Genomic DNA, 15,508 nt, shown 5'->3' on the forward strand with positions numbered 1-15,508 from the left:
GGAAGCGGCCCGTAAACTGGCGCGAATGCACCATTCCACCGTGTCCGATGCCCGGCCCGACGCCTTCGTACGGGTCAGAGGCGCCCGGGAGCACAATCTGCGCGGGGTCGACGTGGACATCCCGCGCGACGCCCTGACCGTGTTCACGGGCGTCTCCGGCTCCGGCAAGAGCTCCCTGGCCTTCGGCACGCTCTACGCCGAGGCGCAGCGCCGGTACTTCGAGTCGGTCGCCCCGTACGCCCGCCGCCTGATCCACCAGATCGGCGCCCCGAAGGTGGACTCAGTCACCGGGCTGCCGCCCGCGGTCTCCCTGGAGCAGCGGCGCTCCTCCCCCGGCTCCCGGTCCTCGGTCGGCACCGTCACCCTGCTCTCCAACTCCCTGCGGATGCTGTACTCGCGCGCCGGCACCTACCCGCCGGGAGCCGAGCGGCGGCTCGACTCCGACGCGTTCTCCCCCAACACCGCGGCGGGGGCCTGCCCCGCCTGTCAGGGGCTCGGCACCATCCACCGCACCACCGAGGAACTGCTGGTTCCGGACCCGGGGCTGTCGATCCGTCAGGGCGCCATCGCGGCCTGGCCGGGGGCCTGGCAGGGCAAGAACCTCCGGGACGTCCTGGAGGCGCTCGGCCACGACGTGGACGCGCCCTGGCGGGAGCTGGCGGCGGAGGACCGCGAGTGGATCCTGTTCACCGAGGAGCAGCCGGTGGTCACGGTGCATCCGGTGCGGGACCCGGACCGGATCCAACGGCCCTACCAGGGCACGTACATGAGCGCCCACCGCCATGTCATGCGGACCTTCTCGGACAGCAGGAGCGCCACGCTGCGGGCCCGCGCGGAGCGATTCCTCACGCATTCCCCGTGCCCGGTGTGCGAGGGCCGGCGGCTGCGGCCGGAGGCGCTGGCCGTGACGTTCGCGGGCCGCACGATCGCGGAGCTGGCGGCGCTGCCGCTGACCGCCCTGGACGCCGTACTGGCCTCCGCGCCCCTGGACGGGGAGGCGGCGCGGGTGCTCGCCGAGGACCTGCGGGCCCGGATCGGCCCGGTCGTGGAGCTGGGGCTCGGCTACCTGAGCCTGGACCGCACCGCGCCGACCCTGTCGGCGGGCGAGCTGCAGCGGCTGCGGCTGGCGACGCAGCTGCGGTCCGGGCTGTTCGGGGTGGTGTACGTACTGGACGAGCCGTCGGCCGGGCTGCATCCGGCCGACACCGAAGCGCTGCTCGGCGTGCTGGACCGGCTGGGGGCGGCGGGGAACACGGTGTTCGTGGTCGAGCACCACCTGGACGTGGTGCGGCACGCGGACTGGCTGGTGGACGTGGGGCCGCTGGCCGGGGAGCACGGCGGGCGGGTGCTGTACAGCGGCCCGCCCCAGGGGCTGGCGGACGTCGCGGAGTCGGCGACGGCGCGGCACCTGTTCGGGCCGGCCGGGACGCAGACCGGGCCCGGACGGCGCCCGGTGCGGGCGGCGAGGGGATCGGTGCGGCTCTCGGGGGTCGAGCGGAACAACCTGCGGGGCGTGGACGCCGAGTTCCCGCTCGGGGTGTTCACGGCGGTCACCGGCGTGTCGGGGTCGGGCAAGTCCACGCTGGTGGGCCAGGTGCTGGCGCAGGAGGTCGGGGAGCGGATCGCGGATCCGGTGTTCCCCGTGCGGCGGCTGGTGGAGGTGGACCAGAAGCCGATCGGCCGGACCCCGCGGTCCAACCTGGCCACGTACACGGGGCTGTTCGACGTGGTGCGCAAGCTCTTCGCGGCGACTGCGCAGGCACGGGCGCGCGGCTGGAAGGCGGGCCGGTTCTCCTTCAACGTGACGGACGGCCGGTGCGAGACCTGCCAGGGCGAGGGGTTCGTCTCGGTGGAGCTGCTGTTCCTGCCGAGCACGTACACCCCGTGCCCGGAGTGCGGCGGGGCCCGGTACGACACGGAGACCCTGGAGGTGCGGTACGAGGGGCTGAACATCGCCGAGGTGCTGGGCCTGACGGTGGAGTCCGCGGCGGCCTTCTTCGCGCCCGTCCCGGCGGCGGCGCGCAGCTTGCGGGCGCTGGAGGAGATCGGGCTGGGCTACCTGCGGCTGGGGCAGCCCGCCACGGAGCTGTCGGGCGGCGAAGCCCAGCGGATCAAGCTGGCGGCGGAGCTCCAGCGGCAGCGCCGCGACCACACCCTGTACCTGCTGGACGAGCCGACGACCGGTCTGCACCCGGCGGACGTGCGGGTGCTGCTGCGGCAGTTGCACGGGCTGGTGGACGCCGGGCACTCGGTGGTGGTCGTGGAGCACGACATGGAGGTGGTGGCGGGCGCGGACTGGGTCGTCGACCTGGGTCCGGGCGGCGGCGCCGACGGCGGCCGGATCGTCGCGGCGGGTACCCCGGCGCAGGTGGCGGCGGCGGGCGCGGGCCGGACGGCGGGCTACCTGGCGCGGGCGCTGGGTGCGTCCTAGCCGCGTGACACGTCCATCGGTGCACCGGTGGGGACCGTGTCCTGCCGAGCGTGGCGGGGACCGGGCTCCGGGCCGCTACGCGTCGCCGGGAAGCAGGTGCTGCGCCAGTTCGCGGAAGGTCCACCGGCCCTGGCGGCGGGTGAACTCCCACACCAGGTCGTAGCGGTCGGGCCAGCTCGCGGGGACGCCGAGGACCTGGTGGGCGCCGAGCGCGTGGATCAGGCGGGGGATCCCGGTGTGTTCCCAGCAGACGAGGACCGGCATCCGGGCGGCCAGTACGGCCCGCCCCAGGGCCTCTTCGGCGCCGATGCCGAATTCGGAGCGCAGGGGGATGTGCAGGGCGGTGGTCAGCGGCTCGACGGTCTGGCGGCAGCGGGCGGGGGGCCGGCCTCCGGCGCCGGCCGGGCCGGCGGCCGCGAAGACGACGGCGGGGCGCGGCAGCGCCGAACCACCGGCGGGCGGGAAGAGGCGGTGCAGTTCCTCGGCCCGGCGGCGCCCGCGCCCGGCGAGGGATCCGGGGTCCTCGTTGCCGTCCTCGTCCTCGCCCAGGTCGCCGGCGTACGGCTTCTCCGCGTGCCGGACCACCATGACCAGGGCGTCCTTCGCGGCGGCTTGCGGGCCGCGGGCCGCGTTCCCGGACGGGTCCTGCGAGGAACAGCCGGCCAGCGCGAGCGGGGTGAGGGCGGCTGCCGCCAGGAGGGTGCGGCGGCGCGGTCCGGACCCGGCGGGGGCTTGTGGCATGGGGCCCACTGTCGCGCACCGGCCGGACGGCTCCCCGCAGCGGCGCGTCGTACGGCCGCCAGGAGCGCCCGGTCGGCCGATCGGATCAGCCGATCGGCCGAGGCGCGCCCCGTACGGGGCTCACCTCTCGTACGGAGAGGGCACCGGGAAGTAGGCCTCCAGGAAGGCGGCGACCGCGCGCTGCTGCTCCTGGGGCGACAGACCGGTTCCGGCGTCGTCGTCGGCGAGGCAGAACGCGTCGGAGCGGCGTTCGGCCGCCAGGACCGGCAGCCGTTCGATCTCCTCGGTCCGGCCGGTGCTGACGTACGCGTGGTCCAGTTCGCCCTCCACCGCCCGGCCGTCGGCGAGGGCGAGGTGTGAGGCCAGGGTGACGGGGGCGAGGTCGTCGGCGCTGCGGAAGACCGAGCGGCTGATGCCGGTCAGCCGGCCGGGCAGCCGCTCCTCGACGTGGGCGAAGAGGGAACGGCTGAGCGGGTACGGGGTGTGGGCCAGGATGTGCGGATAGGTGCGGCCGACGGCCTGTTCCACCGCCTGGCGGGTGGCCTTCTGGGAGGCGGTGAAGACGTCGTCGCCGGAGTCGGTGTCGGGGGCGCCGGGGGCCACGGCGCGCTGGTCGTGGAAGACCTTGGGCAGTCCCGAGGAGAGGAAGTAGTTCTGGGGGCGCTGCGGGCGGCCGAGGAAGATGTCGTCGTTGAAGTAGAGGAAGTGCTCGGCGAGGCCGGGGATGTGGTGCAGCCGGCTCTCGATGGCGTGGGAGTTGAAGACGGCCGGGTGGGCGGGGTCGGCGAACAGTTCGCGGTGGTCGACCACGGTGATCCGGGGGTGGTCGGTGGCCAGCCAGGGCGGGATCTGGTCGTCGGTGACGAGGAAGACGCGGCGGATCCAGGGCGCGTGGGCGGCGATGGAGCGCAGGCAGTACCGCAGTTCCCCGCGGTCGCGGTAGCGGTTCTCGGCGTGGTCGACGGCTGTGCGTCGGGCGGCTTCCGGTCCCGCCGCGGCCGCTTCGGCAGCTTCGGAGGCCGCGGCGCGGTCCCGGCGGCGGCGCCAGGCGGGGTCGGCGGCGTCCACCCAGGTGATCACGGCGTCGACGGGGAAGTCGATGTCGTCGGGGAAGCGGCCCGCGAAGGCGTCGACGACGGGGTGGTCGCGATCGCCGACGCGGGTGGTCGACGTGGCGTCGAGGGTGGGCACCCACCAGCCGTACGGGGTCTCGCGCAGTCCGGCGATCGCGCCGGTGCCCGACTCCGGGACCTCCCAGAACTCCAGGTCGCAGCCGCTCTCGGCACCGTAGGCCACGGTCCGGCCGGAGGTGACGACGGGCTGGAAGAGCCGGACGCCCTTGATCTTCGGACGGACGGCGCCGGTGGGCGGGCCCTCGTGGGCCGCGACCGCTTCGAGAAGTGATGCGGCGAGGACCTCCGAGGGCGCCGCGGGACCGCTGCCGCCGTAGCCGCCGCCGTCGTAGCCGTCGCCGTCGCCGAGGAGCCGGGCGTACACCGGGAGCCCGGTGAAGGCCGCGGCGCAGGCCTTCAGGGCGGCCTCGCGGTCGCCCGGGGCGATGGCCACCCGGTGGCGCAGCTCCCCGTCGGGGACCAGCCCGTACGGGACGGCGGCCGCCTCCAGTGCGTCGGCGACCGCGTTCAGGTTGGCGTCCCGGGCGCCGGCGGGCAGCAGGTCGTCGCGGACCCGGGCGAGCCGGCCGCGGTGGCGGACCAGGCCCGGCACGTTCTCCAGGAGCTCGTCCTCACGGGCCCGGCCGGGCGGTGGCGCGGCGTCGCCGTTCCCGGTGCGCTCCCGCTGGGTGGCGTCCGGCTGTCTCGGTACGCCGCCGGGCCTGCGCAGGGTCCGTACGATCCGGCGCAGGCCGACAGGGAGCGGGAGACGGGACAGGCCCTGCATATACGACCTCGCGAGACGGCGCCGGTGTGCGGCACCCGAGGATGCGGACGGTACCCGGCGGGGGTGCGGTGCGGTCCGGCAGGCAGGGGCGGATGCCTCGTTCACGTCCACCTTTCCCTTCGTTCATTTTTCACGCAAGGGTCGGGAGTCCGTAATCCGCGTCTCACAGGCACTTCTCAGCTTCGCCCCGCCGGGCGCTTGTCAGCTTCCTCCGTGCTTGCGGACCGCCCGCAGCCATTCGCGGTTCATGGCGGCGATGGAGGGCATCGGGATGCCCTTGGGACAGGCCGTGGCGCATTCGCCGGTGAGGGTGCAGCCGCCGAACCCCTCGTCGTCCATGGCGGCCACCATGTCGAGCACCCGGGTCTCCCGCTCCGGCGAGCCCTGCGGCAGCACGTTGAGGTGGTTGACCTTGGCGGAGGTGAAGAGCATCGCGGAGCCGTTGGGGCAGGCCGCCACGCAGGCCCCGCAGCCGATGCACTCGGCGTGTTCGAAGGCGGAGTCGGCGTCGGCCTTGGGCACGGCGGTGGCGTGCGCCTCGGGGGCGGAGCCGGTGGGGGCGGTGATGTAGCCGCCGGCCTGGATGATCCGGTCGAAGGCGCCGCGGTCCACGACGAGGTCCTTGACCACCGGGAAGGCGGCCGCCCGCCAGGGCTCGACGTCGATGGTGTCGCCGTCGGCGAAGGACCGCATGTGCAGCTGGCAGGTGGTGGTGCGCTCGGGGCCGTGGGCGTCGCCGTTGATCACGAGGCTGCACGCGCCGCAGATCCCCTCGCGGCAGTCGTGGTCGAAGGCGACCGGGTCCTCGCCGCGCAGGATGAGGTCCTCGTTGAGGGTGTCGAGCATCTCCAGGAACGACATGTCGCGGGAGATGCCGTCGACCTCGTACGTGACCATGGCGCCGGGGGTGTCGGGGTTCTGCTGGCGCCAGACGCGCAGGTTGAGCCTCATGCGTAGCTCCGCTGGGTGGGGTGGACGTACTCGAAGACGAGGTCTTCCTTGTGCAGGACGGGGGCCGCGCCGGTGCCCCGGTACTCCCAGGCGGCGGCGTAGCCGAACTCCTCGTCGCGGCGGGCGGCCTCGCCGTCCGGGGTCTGGGACTCCTCGCGGAAGTGGCCTCCGCAGGACTCGGCGCGGTGGAGGGCGTCGAGGCACATCAGCTCGGCGAGCTCCAGGTAGTCGACGATGCGGTTGGCCTTCTCCAGCGACTGGTTGAACTCCTCGCCGCGGCCCGGCACCTTGATGCGCCGCCAGAACTCCTCGCGGATCTCGGGGATCCGGGCGAGGGCCTTGCGCAGGCCCTCCTCGGTGCGGGACATCCCGCAGTACTCCCACATGAGCTCGCCGATCTCGCGGTGGAAGGAGTCCGGGGTGCGGTCGCCGTCGACGGCGAGCAGCTTGGCGAGGCAGGCGCGGACCTCCCGTACGGCGGCCGCGGCCTCGGGGTGGCCGTCGTCGACGGCGGTCCGGTGCGGGTGGCGGGCCAGGTAGTCGTTGATGGTGGAGGGGAGCACGAAGTAGCCGTCGCCGAGGCCCTGCATCAGTGCGGAGGCGCCGAGGCGGTTGGCTCCGTGGTCGGAGAAGTTCGCCTCGCCGATCGCGAAGAGGCCGGGGACGGTGGTCTGGAGGTCGTAGTCGACCCACAGGCCGCCCATCGTGTAGTGCACGGCGGGGTAGATCCGCATGGGGACCTCGTACGGGTTCTCCGCGGTGATCCGCTCGTACATCTCGAAGAGGTTGCCGTACTTCTCGGCGACCTTGTCCCGGCCCATGCGGCGGATGGCGTCGGCGAAGTCGAGGTAGACCCCCTGGCCTCCGGGGCCGACGCCGCGGCCTTCGTCGCAGACGTTCTTGGCCGCGCGGGAGGCGATGTCGCGGGGCACGAGGTTGCCGAAGGAGGGGTAGATCCGCTCCAGGTAGTAGTCGCGCTCGTCCTCGGGGATCTCGGCGGCGGGGCGGGTGTCGCCCTGGGCCTTGGGGACCCAGATGCGGCCGTCGTTGCGCAGGGACTCGCTCATCAGGGTCAGCTTGGACTGGTGCTCGCCGGTGCGCGGGATGCAGGTGGGGTGGATCTGGGTGAAGCACGGGTTGGCGAAGTACGCGCCGCGCCGGTGCGCCCGCCAGACGGCGGTCGCGTTGGAGTTCATGGCGTTGGTGGAGAGGTAGAAGACGTTGCCGTAGCCGCCGGAGGCGAGGACGACGGCGTCCGCGTAGTGGGTGGAGATCTTCCCGGTGACGAGGTCGCGGGCGACGATGCCGCGGGCCACTCCGTCGACGGTGATCAGGTCGAGCATCTCGGTGCGGGCGTGCATCTCCACGTTGCCGGCGGCGATCTGCCGGGACAGTGCCTGGTAGGCGCCGAGGAGGAGCTGCTGGCCCGTCTGGCCGCGGGCGTAGAAGGTGCGGGAGACCTGGACACCGCCGAAGGAGCGGGTGTCGAGGAGGCCTCCGTACTCGCGGGCGAAGGGGACGCCCTGGGCCACGCACTGGTCGATGATCTCGACGGATATCTGGGCGAGGCGGTGGACGTTGGACTCGCGGGCGCGGAAGTCGCCGCCCTTGACGGTGTCGTAGAAGAGGCGGTGCACGGAGTCGCCGTCGTTGCGGTAGTTCTTGGCGGCGTTGATGCCGCCCTGCGCGGCGATGGAGTGGGCCCGGCGCGGGGAGTCGGAGAAGCAGAACTGGACCACGTGGTAGCCCTGTTCGGCGAGGGTGGCGCCGGCCGCCCCGCCGGCCAGGCCGGTGCCGACGACGATGATCGTGTGCTTTCGGCGGTTGGCCGGGTTGACGAGCTTGGCCTCGAAGCGGCGGCGGTCCCAGCGTTCGGCGATGGGGCCTTCGGGGGCCTTGGTGTCGGCGATCGGCTCGCCGGTTGCGTAGTGGGCGTAATCGGTGCTCATGTCAGCTCACCACTCCGGTCATGACGGCTACGGGGACGGAGACGAAGCCCGCGAAGAGGACGAGGGCGAGGGCGTTGGCCAGGAACTTCAGCGTCCGGTCGCGGCGGGCGTTGCCGGCGCCGAGGGTCTGGGCGGCGCTCCAGAAGCCGTGCCGGACGTGCAGGCCGACGGCGGCCATCGCCACGATGTAGATCGTGTTTCCGTACCAGGTGGAGAAGGTGGCCAGCACGTTCTGGTAGGGGTGGCCGGCCCACGCGCGCTCGTTGACGGTGAGCGTGGTGAGGTCGAGCAGGTGCCAGACGATGAACAGGGCCAGGATGATGCCGCCCCAGCGCATGGTGCGCGTGGCGTAGCTCGCGCGGCGGCGCTTGTGGGCGTACTTGACCGGGCGGGCCTTGATGTCGCGGCGGCTGAGCTGGTACGCGGACACGGCGTGGCCGGCGACGGCGGCGAGGAGCACCACGCGCACGATCCACAGGGCCCACTCGTGGTGGAGGAAGGGCGAGCCGAGGGTCCGCAGCCAGTGGGCGTAGCCGTTGAACTCGTCCGCCCCGAAGAAGATCTTGAGGTTGCCGAGCATGTGGACCACCAGGTAGCCGAGCATGATCAGCCCGGACACCGCCATCACGGACTTCTTGCCGACGGTGGAATCCCAAAGCGTGCGCGTGGTGGACGGCCGTCGGCCCGTCCGCGTTGCCAGAGCCATGCCACCGACGGTAAGGACCAAAGTCCCAGAGGTCCAAGACATGATGGCGCTTATGTCAATAGGGGCTGACTATGGGCGGCGTATCCTGGGGCGATGCAGTTCCAGCAGCTCCTGTACTTCGTGGCCGTCGCCGAAACCCGTCACTTCAGCCGGGCCGCGGAGCGGGTGCACGTCGCTCAGCCGTCGCTGTCACAGCAGATCAAAGCGCTGGAACGGGAGCTGGGGGCGGAACTCTTCAGCCGGGCGCGGGGGAACATCGCGCTGACGGACGCGGGTGAGGCACTGCTGCCGCTGGCCCGGCGGATCCTGGCGGACGCCGACACGGCGCGGCTGGAGGTGCAGGAGCTGGCGCAGCTGCGGCGGGGGCGGGTCCGGCTGGGGGCGACCCCGAGCGTGTGCACGGGTCTGCTGCCGGGCGTGCTGCGCGCCTTCCACACGGCGCATCCGGGGATCGAGCTGCTGATCGAGGAGAGCGGTTCGCTGGACCTCGTACGGGAACTCGCGCGCGGGGCGCTGGACCTGGCGCTCATCGCGCTCCCGCTGCCGCCCTCGGCTCCGGCGCTGACCACGGTGGAGCTGCTGACGGAGGACCTGGTCGTGGTCTCTTCCGCGCAGCTGCCGCCGCCGGCTGGCGGCGGGCCGCTGACGGTGTCCGCGCTGCGCGACGAGCCGATGGTGATGTTCCGGCACGGGTACGACCTGCGGGATCTGACGGTGGCCGCCTGCCGCGCGGAGGGGTTCGAGCCGGTGTTCACGGTGGAGGGCGGCGAGATGGACGCGGTACTGGGCTTCGTCCGCGCGGGGCTCGGCGTGGCGGTGGTCCCGGCGATGGTCGTCGACCACGGCGGCCCGGGGCTGCGTGCCACTCCGCTGGCGGGCTCGCCGCTGCGCCGCACCATCGCCCTGGCGCACCGTACGGACGTCGCGCCCCCGCGCGCGGCCCGCGAGCTGAGGCGCATCCTCCTGGGCTGACCCGTCTTACGGGGCGGGCGGCCTTGCGGGGCCGCTCCTGCGGGGCGCTCTCGGCGGGCGCTCCTGCGGCCGCGCGGGCGGCCGTCAGGCCCGGGCTCCGGGGAGGGTCCTGTCGAGCCCGTCGGCCAGCATCGTGAAGGCCTGGTCGGCGTCGGCCACGGCGGCCGGATGCGCCTCGTCGGCGCTCTGGCCGCCGTCCATGCGGCGGTAGTTCTCCCGGCCCAGCTCATGGCGGACGGCCACCAGGTGCGTGGCCGCCAGCCGCGCGGCGAGCGGCCGGACCGACTCCGCCTCCAGCACGGCGGCGAGCAGCTCCACCTCACGGTCGGTGTAGTGGGTCATCCGGCTCTCCAGGCTGGGGGTGGAGTAGAGCAGCCGCTGGAACGCCAGCACGCCGGGGTGGTCGCAGAGCCCGGTGATCGGATCCCGATCGGCCAGGGCCCCCAGGAAGTGCGCGTGCACCGCGCCCACCGGCGTCTGGCCGGCGGGCCGGTCGCGCACGATGCGCGCCGCCTCGTCGTGGTGGTCGGCGAACCGGTCGAGCACCAGGTCCTCCTTGCTCGGGAAGTACCGGAACAGGGTCGGTTTGGAGACCTCGGCCGCGGCGGCGACATCGGCCACCGACACGGCATCGAAGCCCCGCTCCATGAAGAGCTCCAGCGCCGTGGCCGCCAACTGGCGACGCGTACGGAGCTTCTTGTTCTCGCGCAGACCCGTCGTCTTCCCCATGTCCCGAGCATAGCACGCATTCATGACTGGGTAATTTTCTTGACCGGGTTGCTTTTTCTTCGAGGAGACGCTTTCCTTGAGGCATCGACGGGACCGAGAGCGGCCGGATCATGAGACCGGCCGGAGGGGACATCCGATGACTGACGTACTGATCGCGGGCTCAGGCCCCACGGGGCTCACCCTGGCCTGCGAGCTCGCCCTGCGCGGCGCCGCCGTCCGCGTGATCGACCAGCGCACCGGACCGCACCGCGAGTCCCGGGGCAAGGGGCTGCGGCCGAGCAGCCTGGAGGTCTTCGAGAGGCTCGGCGTGGCCGGTGCCCTGACCGCCGTCGGCGCCCGCGAGGTGGTCCTGCGCAAGTACTTCGACGGGGCACACGTCAGCGACACGCCCGTGACCGACGCCGGGCTGCTGATAGGGCAGTGGCAGGTCGAGGAGGCGCTGCGCGAGCGGCTCGCCGGCCTGGGCGTGCGGGTCGAGTACGGGTGCCGGCTGGCCGGGATCACCCAGGACGCGTCCGGGGTCCGAGCCGAGCCGGCGCGGGGCCCCGCGATCGAGGCCCGCTATCTCGCCGGGTGCGACGGGGGGCGCAGTACCACCCGCACGCTCCTCGGCATCCGCTTCGAGGGCAGCACCCGGGAGGAGCCCGCGATGGTGGTCGGGGACGTCCGGGCCGAGGGGCTCAGCCGGGAGTTCTGGCACCAGTGGTTCACCTCGGAAGGCACCGGGATCATGCTCTGCCCGATGCCGGGGACGGATTCCTTCCAGCTGCAGGCCTCACCCGAGCTGGACGGGCGGGGGGTGCCCCTGCCGCCGTCGCCGGAAGGCTTCCAACGCCTCTTCGACCGCTACGCCCGGATACCGGGGATCCGGCTCACGGACCCCACCTGGCTCTCCAGCTGGCGGGTCAATGTGCGCGTGGCCGCCCGGATGCGCGAGGGCCGGGTCTTCCTCGCGGGGGACGCGGCACACGTCCACCCCATAGCCGGCGGACTGGGCATGAACACCGGCATCGACGACGCCGCCGCCCTGGGCCGCACCCTGGCCGCCGCCCTCGCCGGGCCGGGCGGGGACGGGGTGCTCGACGCGTACCAGGCCGAGCGGCTGCCGGTGGCCGCCGAGGTCGTGGCCGACACGGCACGGCGCTACGAGCGGGTCCTGGCCGCCGTTCGGACCCCGGGCCGCGGCACGGAGGCCGGCCTGGAATGAGCGGTCGGCACGGCCGGCGTCAGGAAGGGGTGGGCACGGCGTCCGAGAGCGAGAGGGTGTGGATGCGGTCGGGGGCGCCGGGACGGGCGTAGTACCAGCCCTGGGCGGTGTCGCAGCCGAGATCGCGGAGCTGGGCGGCCTGGGCGCCGGTCTCCACGCCCTCGACGGTGACCGCGAGTTCGAGGCTGTGGGCCAGGGCGACGATGCCTTCCACGATCTTGACGTCGACCGGGTTGGCGGGCTGCTGCTGCATCCCCTTGGTGAAGGAGCGGTCCAGCTTCAGGACGCTGACCGGGAGGCGGCGCAGGTTGGCCAGGTTCGAGTAGCCCGTACCGAAGTCGTCGAGCGCGATGTCCACGCCGAGGGCGGCGAGCCGGCGCAGCGGTTCCAGGAGTTCGTCGTCGGCGCCGATCAGGGCCGATTCGGTGACCTCCAGGCACAGGGCGCCCGGGGCCAGGCCCGAGTTCTCCAGCACCGCGACGGTGTCGGCGACCAGGCCGGGGTGGTGCAGCTGGGTCGGCGAGAGGTTGACGTTGATGCGCAGGGCGGACCCACCGTGCTGGCGCTGCCAGTTGCGGGCCTGGCGGACGGCTTCCTCCAGGACCCAGCGGCCGAGCGGCACGATCAGCCCGGTCCGTTCGGCGAGCGGGATGAAGCGGTCCGGGCCGAGTACCCCGTACTGCGGGTGCGACCAGCGGACGAGGGCCTCGGCGCCGTGCACGCTGCCGTCGTGGAGGTGGACCAGCGGCTGGTACTCGATGAAGAACTCGCCGCGCTCCAGCGCCGCCGGGAGGGCGTTGGTGAGACCGTGCCGGGTGATGGCACGGGCGTCGGCCTCGGCGTCGGCGAACTCGAAGCGGTTGCCGCCGGCCGCCTTGGCCCGGTACATGGTGATGTCGGCGCTGCGCAGCACCTCCGCCGGCGTGCGCTCGCGGGCCGGACCCTCCACGATGCCGATGCTGCCGCGGACCGACAGCTCCCGGCCCTCGATGCGGATCGGCACCGACAGGGCGGACAGGATCCGGACGGCGAGTTCGGTCACCTTCTCCTCGGTGTCCGAGCCGGTGGTCAGGGCGACGAACTCGTCGCCGCCGAGGCGTGCGACGACCTCGCCGGGTCCCGTCGCGCAGCTCTGCAGCCGGTCGGCGACCTCCACCAGGAGCCGGTCGCCCGCCGAGTGGCCGAGGCTGTCGTTGACCGCCTTGAACCCGTCCAGGTCCAGGTAGCACAGGCCGAAGCGGCTTCCGCCGGCCCCGCTCAGGGCCTTCTCCAGGCGTTCGAAGAACAGCGTCCGGTTCGGCAGCCCGGTCAGGGCGTCGTGGGTGGCCTCGTAGCGCAGGCGCAGGTTCAGCAGCCGGCGCTCGGTGGTGTCCTCCATCAACGCCAGCTGGTACTGGGGCACGCCCTCGGCGTCGCGCAGCAGCGACACGGTCAGGTTGGTCCAGAGCACGGTGCCGTCGTGGCGGTAGTACGGCTTCTCCACCCGGTAGCTCTCGCGCTCCCCGCGTACGAGTTCGCCGTACATCCGCCATACGTGGGGCGCGTCGTCGGGGTGGCCCCACTCGCTGACGTTGCGGCCCTGCACGTGCCCGCCCATGCCGCCGAACATCTGCAGCAGCGCGTCGTTGACCTCGAGGATGTTGCCTTGGAGGTCGGCGATGCCGATGCCGACGGCCGCGCCCTCGAAGACCGCCTTGAAGCGCTCCTCGCTCGCGTGCAGCGCCTGCTGGGCGTCGATGCGGGCGGTCAGCGCGGAGCGGGCGATGGCCTCCTGCTCCTTGAGGGTGCGCTCGCGCAGGGCGCGGGCGAAGCCTGCCGCGATCCCGTGCTGGAGCCGGGCGCAGCGGGAGCGGTACTCCTCGGTGCCTTCCACGCCGATCCCGTCCGGGCCGCAGTAGAGCACCAGGTACGACTCGACCACGCCGAGCGTGCCGGCGAGCGCCTCCGGGTCGGTGCAGTGCACGGCGACGAGTTCGGCCCCCACCGCCTGGCCCACGCCCGCGTCGAAGGGCCGGGCGTGCAGTGCCTCGGCGAGGGTCCGGGCGAGCGGGATGAGGTGCTGTTCGAACTCGACGCGGGTCAGCGAGGTCGCGGTGACGGGGAAGATCGCGCGTCCCCAGATGGTCGCGAAGCGCCCGATCCGGTCCTCCAGCCCGGTCCGCAGTGCGGCCTGGCCCGCGCCCGCCGACAGGCCCGCCGTCGTCGGCGGGCCTGTCGGCGCAGTGGTGGGCTCCGCTGCCCGAGCGGTCCCCTGGTTCTTCGGGGTCGGTGTGCCGGAGGGCACCGCGGCCGTGGATCTCACGCCTTGCGTCCCACTCCGCCGAAGCCCGAGAACGCGTACGGGTCCTCGGGCTGTTCGCCGTCCTCCGGGTCCTCGATGCCCTCGGGCCGCCACAGCGGCATGGACACGACGCCGGGTTCGACGAGCTCGAACCCGTCGAAGAAGCGGCCGATCTGCTCGCCGCTGCGCATGACCAGCGGATTGCGGATGTCCCGGTAGACGCCGACGGTGCCGCTCGCGACCTCCTGGGAGAGCGGGATCCCCTCGTACGAGGCGTGCGTGAGCACGAGGAGGCTGCCCGGGGCCAGCGCGTCGCGCAGCTCGGCGACGGCGGTGTACGGATCGTCCGCGTCCTCCAGGAAGTGCAGGACGGCGACGAGCAGCAGGGCGACCGGGCGTTCGAGGTCGAGCAGCTGGGCGACCTCGGGGGCGGCGAGGATGTCCTGCGGCTTGCGCAGGTCGGCGGCGACGATGCCGGTGCCCTCGTCCCCCGCGAGGACGGCCCGGCTGTGCGCGACGGCCACCGGATCGTGGTCCACGTAGACCACGCGGGCCTCGGGGCTGGCGGCGTGGGCGATCTCGTGGACGTTGCCGAAGGTCGGGATGCCGGAGCCGATGTCGAGGAACTGGGTGACGCCCTGGGCCACGGCGTAGCGGACGGCGCGGCGCATGAACGCCCGGTTGGCCTGCATGATCTTGGGCAGGCCCGGCAGGAACTCCATGGCGCGGCGGGCGGCCTGGCGGTCGACCTCGAAGTTGTGGGAGCCGCCCAGGTAGTAGTCGTAGATGCGGGACACGCTCGGCACCGATATGTCGATACCTGGCGGGGCCCAGGCGGGGCGCTCCATCGGGGTCTCCAAGCCGTCATCCTGCGCGGTCGTCCGGGATCGGACGCCTGTCCGAGCCGAATGTACTGATCATTGCCCAACGGAGCGAGTAAAAGCGGAAATTGGTGATCCGTTCTTCATCACACACCAAAGACCTCCGAGACCCCTCCCGCAGCGAATGACCGAAACCGACAAGTCGCTTTTGGCAATACGCATGCAGATGATCGGAATTCGTCATTCCGTGGCTTAAACCTCTACGGTCTTCGTGCCATCCGTTCAGGCGAACCGCGGCCGAGCGCCGCGTGCGCGGGCGCACGTGGGCCCATGCTCCCCGGGTGAACAGAGCCTCTACCAGACGCCTGCTGGTGGTCCCGGTCCTGCTGTGGGCGGCGCTCTCCGCCACGTCGGCCGTGGCCGATAGCAGCGCCTACGCGACGATCGACACCGGGGACGGCGCGAGCGCCCCCGGGCTGGTCGCGACCGCCGGAACCGGCGCTACCGCGAGCGTCCGGGGTGGCGGACATCACGGCGGCGGGCCACCCGTCGGCTGGGGCGACGGCCACGGCATCGGCCACGGACACGACCCGGGGCACGGCCACGGCCATGGACACGGCCACGGCCACGGCGGACACGACTGCCCTCCGCCGCCTCCACCGCCGTGCCCGCCGGAGCCGACCCCCACACCGACACCCACCCCCACGCCGACGCCGACGCCGACCCCCACACCGACGACCGCCACCCTGACCGTCACCCTCACCAAAGCGGGCCGCACCAAGATCCGCTACCCCGCCGCCCTGGTCGCCGACACGGGCGAC

11 protein-coding genes and 1 pseudogene are annotated in these 15,508 nt (G+C 73.0%); 4 read left to right on the forward strand and 8 right to left on the reverse strand.

All coding sequences use genetic code 11. The features are described from left to right. Window positions 1-25 precede the first annotated feature (25 nt). Complete coding sequence (locus ACS04_RS24465; RefSeq protein ID WP_048478869.1) at window positions 26-2,431, forward strand: excinuclease ABC subunit UvrA; 2,406 nt, start codon at window positions 26-28, stop codon at window positions 2,429-2,431. Window positions 2,432-2,506: 75 nt separating this feature from the next. Here the strand turns inward: ACS04_RS24465 and ACS04_RS24470 are convergent, their stop codons facing one another. The 5 genes from ACS04_RS24470 to ACS04_RS24490 all read right to left on the reverse strand — a co-directional run bounded on the left by ACS04_RS24470 (window position 2,507) and on the right by ACS04_RS24490 (window position 8,677). After that, the gene (locus ACS04_RS24470) at window positions 2,507-3,172 is read right to left on the reverse strand and encodes a hypothetical protein (protein ID WP_245236520.1); all 666 of its coding nucleotides are present in this window, start codon (window positions 3,170-3,172) and stop codon (window positions 2,507-2,509) included. 120 nt (window positions 3,173-3,292) lie between these two features. Continuing rightward, window positions 3,293-5,071 carry a Stealth CR1 domain-containing protein gene (locus ACS04_RS24475; RefSeq protein ID WP_053080929.1) on the reverse strand — a complete coding sequence of 593 codons (1,779 nt, stop codon included), beginning with the start codon at window positions 5,069-5,071 and terminating at the stop codon, window positions 3,293-3,295. 201 nt (window positions 5,072-5,272) lie between these two features. Next, window positions 5,273-6,022, reverse strand: coding sequence for a succinate dehydrogenase/fumarate reductase iron-sulfur subunit (locus ACS04_RS24480; RefSeq protein ID WP_048478870.1), 750 nt, complete (start codon window positions 6,020-6,022; stop codon window positions 5,273-5,275). Then, a complete protein-coding gene (locus ACS04_RS24485) occupies window positions 6,019-7,971 on the reverse strand; it encodes a fumarate reductase/succinate dehydrogenase flavoprotein subunit (protein ID WP_048478871.1) in 1,953 nt (650 codons plus the stop codon). Before ACS04_RS24485 ends, ACS04_RS24480 begins: the two co-directional genes overlap by 4 nt. Window position 7,972: 1 nt before the next feature. Then, window positions 7,973-8,677, reverse strand: a complete 705-nt coding sequence (locus ACS04_RS24490; RefSeq protein ID WP_048478872.1) for a succinate dehydrogenase cytochrome b subunit — start codon at window positions 8,675-8,677, stop codon at window positions 7,973-7,975. 93 nt (window positions 8,678-8,770) lie between these two features. Between ACS04_RS24490 and ACS04_RS24495 the strand changes: the two genes are divergently transcribed. Continuing rightward, entirely contained in the window at window positions 8,771-9,649 is an 879-nt protein-coding gene (locus ACS04_RS24495) for a LysR family transcriptional regulator (protein WP_048478873.1), read from the forward strand. 84 nt (window positions 9,650-9,733) lie between these two features. Here the strand turns inward: ACS04_RS24495 and ACS04_RS24500 are convergent, their stop codons facing one another. Next, the gene (locus ACS04_RS24500; RefSeq protein WP_048478874.1) at window positions 9,734-10,378 is read right to left on the reverse strand and encodes a TetR/AcrR family transcriptional regulator; all 645 of its coding nucleotides are present in this window, start codon (window positions 10,376-10,378) and stop codon (window positions 9,734-9,736) included. Window positions 10,379-10,514: 136 nt separating this feature from the next. Between ACS04_RS24500 and ACS04_RS24505 the strand changes: the two genes are divergently transcribed. After that, entirely contained in the window at window positions 10,515-11,585 is a 1,071-nt protein-coding gene (locus ACS04_RS24505) for an FAD-dependent monooxygenase (RefSeq protein WP_048478916.1), read from the forward strand. Between the two features lie 19 nt (window positions 11,586-11,604). Here the strand turns inward: ACS04_RS24505 and ACS04_RS24510 are convergent, their stop codons facing one another. Next, window positions 11,605-13,776, reverse strand: coding sequence for a putative bifunctional diguanylate cyclase/phosphodiesterase (locus ACS04_RS24510; protein WP_048478917.1), 2,172 nt, complete (start codon window positions 13,774-13,776; stop codon window positions 11,605-11,607). Window positions 13,777-13,883: 107 nt separating this feature from the next. Then, complete coding sequence (locus ACS04_RS24515) at window positions 13,884-14,714, reverse strand: SAM-dependent methyltransferase (protein ID WP_048478875.1); 831 nt, start codon at window positions 14,712-14,714, stop codon at window positions 13,884-13,886. 713 nt (window positions 14,715-15,427) lie between these two features. Between ACS04_RS24515 and ACS04_RS38975 the strand changes: the two are divergent. Then, a pseudogene (locus ACS04_RS38975) lies at window positions 15,428-15,508 on the forward strand (DUF402 domain-containing protein); the annotation flags it as partial.

Origin of the sequence: Streptomyces roseus (assembly GCF_001044425.1) — a bacterium.
GTDB lineage: Bacteria > Actinomycetota > Actinomycetes > Streptomycetales > Streptomycetaceae > Streptomyces > Streptomyces roseus.

Excerpts from the sequence above, each read along its gene's own strand:
- ACS04_RS24465 (WP_048478869.1), top strand. The coding sequence starts at position 26 with ATGCACCATTCCACCGTGTCCGATGCCCGGCCCGACGCCTTCGTACGG.
- ACS04_RS24470 (WP_245236520.1), bottom strand. The coding sequence starts at position 3,172 with ATGCCACAAGCCCCCGCCGGGTCCGGACCGCGCCGCCGCACCCTCCTG.
- ACS04_RS24475 (WP_053080929.1), bottom strand. The coding sequence starts at position 5,071 with ATGCAGGGCCTGTCCCGTCTCCCGCTCCCTGTCGGCCTGCGCCGGATC.
- ACS04_RS24480 (WP_048478870.1), bottom strand. The coding sequence starts at position 6,022 with ATGAGGCTCAACCTGCGCGTCTGGCGCCAGCAGAACCCCGACACCCCC.
- ACS04_RS24485 (WP_048478871.1), bottom strand. The coding sequence starts at position 7,971 with ATGAGCACCGATTACGCCCACTACGCAACCGGCGAGCCGATCGCCGAC.
- ACS04_RS24490 (WP_048478872.1), bottom strand. The coding sequence starts at position 8,677 with ATGGCTCTGGCAACGCGGACGGGCCGACGGCCGTCCACCACGCGCACG.
- ACS04_RS24495 (WP_048478873.1), top strand. The coding sequence starts at position 8,771 with ATGCAGTTCCAGCAGCTCCTGTACTTCGTGGCCGTCGCCGAAACCCGT.
- ACS04_RS24500 (WP_048478874.1), bottom strand. The coding sequence starts at position 10,378 with ATGGGGAAGACGACGGGTCTGCGCGAGAACAAGAAGCTCCGTACGCGT.
- ACS04_RS24505 (WP_048478916.1), top strand. The coding sequence starts at position 10,515 with ATGACTGACGTACTGATCGCGGGCTCAGGCCCCACGGGGCTCACCCTG.
- ACS04_RS24515 (WP_048478875.1), bottom strand. The coding sequence starts at position 14,714 with ATGGAGCGCCCCGCCTGGGCCCCGCCAGGTATCGACATATCGGTGCCG.